Origin of the sequence: Candidatus Rhabdochlamydia sp. T3358 (assembly GCF_901000775.1) — a bacterium.
Classification (GTDB): Bacteria; Chlamydiota; Chlamydiia; order Chlamydiales; family Rhabdochlamydiaceae; genus Rhabdochlamydia.
This window is the reverse complement of the sequence record NZ_CAAJGQ010000026.1, coordinates 1-4,076: the sequence shown is the minus strand read 5'-3', so window position 1 is coordinate 4,076 and position 4,076 is coordinate 1. Positions and strand designations below refer to the sequence as shown.

The 4,076-nt window shown below is 35.6% G+C and carries 6 protein-coding genes; 2 read left to right on the top strand and 4 right to left on the bottom strand.

The window, feature by feature from the left end; translation table 11 throughout:
- Window positions 1-350 (top strand): Rpn/YhgA-type helix-turn-helix domain-containing protein (locus RHTP_RS08840; protein ID WP_212742868.1); only part of this gene is annotated, 350 nt, incomplete at its 5' end.
- A 37-nt stretch (window positions 351-387) separates the two neighbouring features.
- Window positions 388-1,302: an Rpn family recombination-promoting nuclease/putative transposase gene (locus RHTP_RS07395; protein WP_138107489.1), complete on the top strand. Its 915-nt coding sequence runs from the start codon at window positions 388-390 to the stop codon at window positions 1,300-1,302.
- A 253-nt stretch (window positions 1,303-1,555) separates the two neighbouring features.
- Here RHTP_RS07395 and RHTP_RS07390 read toward each other — a convergent pair whose 3' ends face one another.
- The 4 genes from RHTP_RS07390 to RHTP_RS07375 form a co-directional block, all read right to left on the bottom strand.
- On the bottom strand, window positions 1,556-2,098 hold the full coding sequence (locus tag RHTP_RS07390; RefSeq protein ID WP_138107488.1) for a histidine phosphatase family protein: 543 nt from the start codon (window positions 2,096-2,098) through the stop codon (window positions 1,556-1,558).
- Window positions 2,099-2,101: 3 nt separating this feature from the next.
- On the bottom strand, window positions 2,102-2,413 hold the full coding sequence (locus RHTP_RS07385; RefSeq protein ID WP_138107487.1) for a hypothetical protein: 312 nt from the start codon (window positions 2,411-2,413) through the stop codon (window positions 2,102-2,104).
- Window positions 2,414-2,523: 110 nt separating this feature from the next.
- Window positions 2,524-2,805 carry a phytanoyl-CoA dioxygenase family protein gene (locus RHTP_RS07380; protein WP_138107486.1) on the bottom strand — a complete coding sequence of 94 codons (282 nt, stop codon included), beginning with the start codon at window positions 2,803-2,805 and terminating at the stop codon, window positions 2,524-2,526.
- Window positions 2,806-2,891: 86 nt separating this feature from the next.
- Window positions 2,892-3,872 carry an adenylate kinase family protein gene (locus RHTP_RS07375; RefSeq protein WP_138107485.1) on the bottom strand — a complete coding sequence of 327 codons (981 nt, stop codon included), beginning with the start codon at window positions 3,870-3,872 and terminating at the stop codon, window positions 2,892-2,894.
- Window positions 3,873-4,076 lie beyond the last annotated feature (204 nt).

The following is a 4,076-nucleotide window of genomic DNA, read 5'->3' as shown; positions in this document are numbered from 1 at the left end:
AAGCCTATACCGCGCTCGACCAGCATTATTGGACAGAGAATGAGCTTGCTACTTATGAAGAGTTAAAGCGTATTCATATGGATAATAAGGCTGCTAGGGCACAGGAAATTTATGAAGCTGAAGTCAATGTTAAAAATGCTAAAGCTGAGGGTAAGGCTGAGGGTAAGGCTGAGGGTAAGGCTGAAGGCGAAGCTATAGGCATTGAAAAAGGTAAAATTGAAGTAGCAAAGCAGTTATTACAGAATGGAGTTGGAATTGATGTGATTGCTCGATCTACTGGTTTATCTAAAGAGCAAATAGAAGGTTTGCAAAAACATACCTTAGAAGAGCCCTCAGTAGTCAATTTCTAATCAGGTTTTAAATCAAGAAATAGATTGAGGATAAAGTATGGTAATTTTCAAATATTTAGATCCAAAAAACGATATAGCCTTTAAGAAAATATTCGGTACAGAAAAAAACAAAGACATTCTGCTTCATTTCTTAAATGATATCCTCGGATTTTCTGGAGATCAAAGCATTGTAGATATCGAGTTCTTATCTCCTATTCTCGCTCCTAAAATTGCTGTCAAAAAACAGAGCATTGTTGATGTTTTATGCAAAGACAAGCTGGGAGTAAAATACATCATTGAAATGCAAGTGACAAAAACCAGAGGTTTTGAAAAGCGCGCTCAATATTACGCTTCTCAAGTGTATGGCAATCAAGCAAATATTGGAGATAAGTATCATGAGCTTAAGGAAATCATCTTCATAGCTATAGCTGATTGCATTATTTTTCCTAACAAAGCTCATTATAAATCAGATCATGTCATACTCGATAAAGCAACACATGAGCATGATTTAAAAGACTTCTACTTTACCTTTATCGAACTGCCTAAATTTACCAAAAGCAAAGAGGAACTATCCTCCATAGAAGAAAAGTGGTGTTACTTTTTCAAACACGCTCACGAAACCACTGAAGAAGAATTACAGGAGATTATAGGCAACGATGCCATTATCCAAAAAGCCTATACCGCGCTCGACCAGCATTATTGGACAGAGAATGAGCTTGCTACTTATGAAGAGTTAAAGCGTATTCATATGGATAATAAGGCTGCTAGGGCACAGGAAATTTATGAAGCTGAAGTCAATGTTAAAAATGCTAAGGCTGAGGGTAAGGCTGAAGGTAAGATTGAGCTAGTAAAACGTCTATTGCAGAATGGAGTTGGAATGGATGTGATTGCTCTATCAGCTGACTTGTCTAAAGAGCAAATAGAGAGTTTAAAGAAATATATCTTGGTTGAAACTACCGCGGTCAACTTCTAGTATTTTAAGTTAAGATTTTAATGGGGATTTAACTCTTTTTGCAGTGTATCTACATCAGATTGAGTAATCCCTTTAATTTGCAAAAGGTCTTGGGTAGAGGCTTTTTTGATTCTTTCTATGCTATCAAGGTGGGTAAGAAGTTACGTGATCCTTTGCAAGAGGAAATGCAACGATTGTAAGATGAAAAGGCAAGGTAATCCTGTTTATGTAAAACTCTTTGGGTTTTTAGGATAAAAGCTCCCCCCCCATAGAGTTAAGAGATAAATTTAGTTTTCCAAGTGTTTTGTTGATCCAAAAAAAGTTCTACTAAAATGCAATTATTAATCTTCTGATTACCTTCCAATTGTAAAAGATGATAAAGAGCCCAATAGGTACCTCCATGAGCAATCAGAAGAAGGGGATCTTCTTGTTGAAATGCTTGTTTAAGACCTCGTTCTACTCGGTAAATGAATTCTTGGACCAATTCCCATTCTTTAATCGTTAAAGAACGCAGTTCTGATGCATAAAAGAGATCCCAAAGCATACTTGGGCATTCTCGAAGGTCTTCTAAGATTATATCTTTGAATATTTTATTTTTTAAAGCAATTTCTTTGGTCTGCTGAACTCTAAGTAAAGGACTAGAGCAAACAGTAGTAATAGGTAAATGAGCAAGAATAGACTGAATTTCTAATGCTTGTTTAATGCCTTTTTCATTAAGCTGAACTTCATCTGGATCATCATAAAGCTGATAAATGCTGTGATCTGTTTGAGCATGTCGCAGAAAGTAGAAAGGGGTTTTACGAATAGGAATTTTCATAATTTATTTGTAATTTTTGGAAGATTTTCGATGATCTTCCCGGTAGTTACGGAAACTCAATGTGACCCATTCGCAGCCAGCCATCCCAAAACCTGTAGCAATAATCGGATCCCAACTTTTCACATATATTGCATATATACTGGGAATTATATATATCCTAAATCGTAAACGCCAAAAGGGGGCAGAAGCTGGATATTTTTCTTTAAAATAAGTATGAATATAACCGCTGATCAAATAAGCTAGAAAAATGGCTACTAAATCCCAGCGATATTCTTGGAGAAATTGCCCTCGGAAAAAAAAGGCTGACAAAAGCATAATGACTCCTGCCAGTGCGTGATTTGGGTATTCCAATTTGACACGCCAAAACCAATACAGAACATGTGCTACATATGTAAGACCGCTAAGAGGGGATAAAAATAGTATGCCTATTCCGGAAGGTCATGTAAAAGCTCTTCTTGCATTAATCGACTCATACACTGGTAGAAAGAATGAGAGTTAATTCGTCGCACTGGTTCTATTGCAAAGAATTTTTCTTTTTCTGATTTCCCCCATCCTTCTAATTGTAGGATGTGTATAACTCGATTCCTTACTTGTTTGACTAAATCTATTGGAAAAAATGATCGAAGGAAGAGATATCCTTGCTCCCGAAATTCTGTCTGTAAATTTAGCACAGGCTCGGAGAGCGTAAATTCTTTCAAATTATGCATAAAAACTGCTTTTATCTTTTTTGGTTCTTAAGAGAAAATTACAGAATGGATTAGTAACTTTACATTTTAATATTACGGGATACATTTTATTCAGAGGGCGTAATTTTGAAATTTTTTTGTTGATCTAATTGATCTAAGCAAATCTGAATATGATCGCAAAGTTGATGCAAAACTTCTCTGGGAGAAATTGTATTATTTAAGTTAAAAGTCTGCACAGGATCTCGAAGGTTCATTGTAGAAATAATTTCATCTTTATTTTCTCTAAACATTTTTAAACGACGTTCAATTTTTCGATCCATATCTTCAGAACGTTGTTCTAGTTTTATCATCTTACCTTTATTTGCATCAATGGGGCAATACCCAGGCCAGAGAGTTTCATCAAATTGTCGTACTTGATGACCACAGTTAGAACAAATAGATCTTCCTGGAAGTCGTTCCCAAATATCTGTTTCTGAGACATTCATAAAGAGGGGCACATGAAAGTCATTTGTTTTTAGAAGAACATTGCGCATTATATCTGCTTGCTTCTCGGTTCTTGGAAATCCATCTAGGATGAATCCTTGGTTACAGTCTTCTTCTGCTAATCGTTTAGCTATCATTCCAATTGGTACTTCATCAGGTAAATAATCAGGGTAGTAATGCTCATCGTAATTTTGAATGATCCAGCCTAGCTTTGATTTTGTTCTGAATTCATCTCTAAATAAATCTCCTATAGAGATGGTTGGAATACCAAATAACTTCGATAACATTTCTCCTTGTGTACCTTTTCCAGATCCAGATGTTCCAATCAAATTAAGGGAAAAGCGTCGCTCATTATTAAAAATTAAAGTTCTATTTCCTTTGCATAAGGCAAGAGTTGCTAAGTCTTGCACTTGCTGTCCAGATGTTACTAGATTAATTTTTTGCCAAATACGATCGCCATATAAAATATCAAAAACCTCATCTTGACTTTTTAAAAGAGGCATTAGTTTAAATGCGTAAAGAGAAATCCATTCATATTCTGAATGTTCTTTAGGATCGAGTAGGATTATTGGTCTTTCTTTTATTTCAGCATAATATATGTGCATGATATAATCACATTCAGGAACTCTTGCATAACGATGACCCAGGGCGATTTAACTAAAAATTTTTGATAGCAGATTAGGTAATATGGCATAGTAAAGACCTCAAATTTAAGGAGGTTCTATGTCACGCCGCAAGCCAATTGATTCCAAAATTCTGGAAGCCAGTAAGGAATTTAATGCCGAGGTCTTCGCAGAGACAGTTAAGGG